This window comes from Bacteroidota bacterium, assembly GCA_030706565.1.
Classification (GTDB): Bacteria; Bacteroidota; Bacteroidia; order Bacteroidales; family JAUZOH01; genus JAUZOH01.
The window spans coordinates 1-1,574 of the sequence record JAUZOH010000580.1 but is presented as its reverse complement, the minus strand read 5'-3'; the positions used below and the strand labels follow the sequence as shown (position 1 = coordinate 1,574).

Annotated in this window: 2 protein-coding genes; both read right to left on the bottom strand. The window is 43.8% G+C overall.

What is annotated here, in order from left to right; translation table 11 throughout:
* Positions 1–997: beta-galactosidase (locus Q8907_16960; protein ID MDP4275960.1), on the bottom strand; the 997-nt coding region annotated here is incomplete at its 3' end.
* A 10-nt stretch (positions 998–1,007) separates the two neighbouring features.
* Positions 1,008–1,574 (bottom strand): tetratricopeptide repeat protein (locus Q8907_16955; GenBank protein MDP4275959.1); only part of this gene is annotated, 567 nt, incomplete at its 5' end.

Below are 1,574 nucleotides of genomic sequence, written 5' to 3'. Positions count from 1 at the left end.
TAAATTCCCTCATGCCAAAGGTGATGTTTTTTTCATCTTTGGCGTTTCCCCCGGAAGTCAGGGTGATTTTCATCTTATAGAGGTTGGGATGAAACTCGTCCCATAGGAGCGGGTTATTGTCCATGTTGCAGGCAACTTCAAGGGACAGGCTGTCTGAATTTACTTTGACGGTTTCAGCCTTGGAGATCAATGATTTTTCTTGCGGATTTTCAGGTATGGCGGTTAGTTTGAGATTAGCCTGTACTGCTTTGCCCGATAAATTCCTGATTTTGATTTTTGCAATTACCTGTCTGGACTTTAAATCAGGGAACAATTGAACATCGTTGATGAACAGGGCAGGGCGGGCGTTAATGCAAAGCCTGCCAATCATCCCGTTCCAGTTTGTCTGGGTATGGTCGGAGATGCTGTGCGAATTCTGTCCAAAGTTTATGACTTTTACCCGGTTGTCAATCCTGAGGGTCAGCTTGTGTTTCCCAGTCTTTAAATACTTGTCCAGGTCAAATACCTGCGGGGTATTCAGGCTGTTCTGCATGCCGATGAGGTGATTGTCGAGCCAGACTGTTGTTTCCCAATGGCTGCGTTCTATGAATAATTCCAAATGCTTCCCTTTCCAGGAGGCAGGAATAATGATACTTTTCTGATACCATGCCGCGCCTTTGTAATACTTCACCGGCTGAAGCCAGGACGGTATTTTGATATGGCCGGGCTGGCGGTATTTTTCATATTCCGGTGACTTATAAAGGGACGAGTCAACGATCTGACCCGTCCATGGTGTTTTTAATGTAATATCATCTCCCAGGCCATTGGTAGCCATAGATCCGGGAAGTGAAACGAAATCATGAAAATTTTGGGCATACCATTGTTCGTTGATTCCCTGATCGGAAGGATCTGCCTTAAACTGCCATTTGCCGGCCAGCTGCAGGGATTGTACTTCTTTCTGGCCTACAGCTAATGTAAATATGCTGAAAGCCAGGGCAATGATTAATGCTTTTTTCATTTTCTGAATATTATAAATTTTGAGCCATTTTAAGATGAATCTGTGCACCCATGTGATTAATATCCATACTGCATGTTTTTTGCAGTGAGGATAGGGCTTCGGCTTTATTTTCCAATCCCAAATACCCCAGACCCATTAAATAATTACAATGGATGCGGTTACGACGGTCCAGATTGTCGTCCCAAATCAACAGGTCGGGCAGGGAAACAGCAAAATAGTCTATTTTTATTTTATCGAAAAGGTGCTTTTCGCTGAAAGCAATCAGTTTGTTAAACCGGCTGCGGGCTTTATCCTCATTGCCGAGTTTGCGCCATGCCAGTCCCTGGTAGAAAATTTTATCGGGTTGCTGGTCATTGTAAAAGAATGCCTGCGTGGGTTCATCCAGCCCTTTGGAAGCTTTTTCAAAATATTCGACAGCTTTTTTCTTATCACCCAGTTTTTCGTATGCACAGCCTTTAAAGTAATTTATGTCGTTTTCCTGCGTGCCATAGAGTTTCCCTTCACCCAGATTTTCGGGATATGCATCTGTGGCATTCAGCAATTCCAATGCATAATCATAATTCCCCTCGGACAGTGC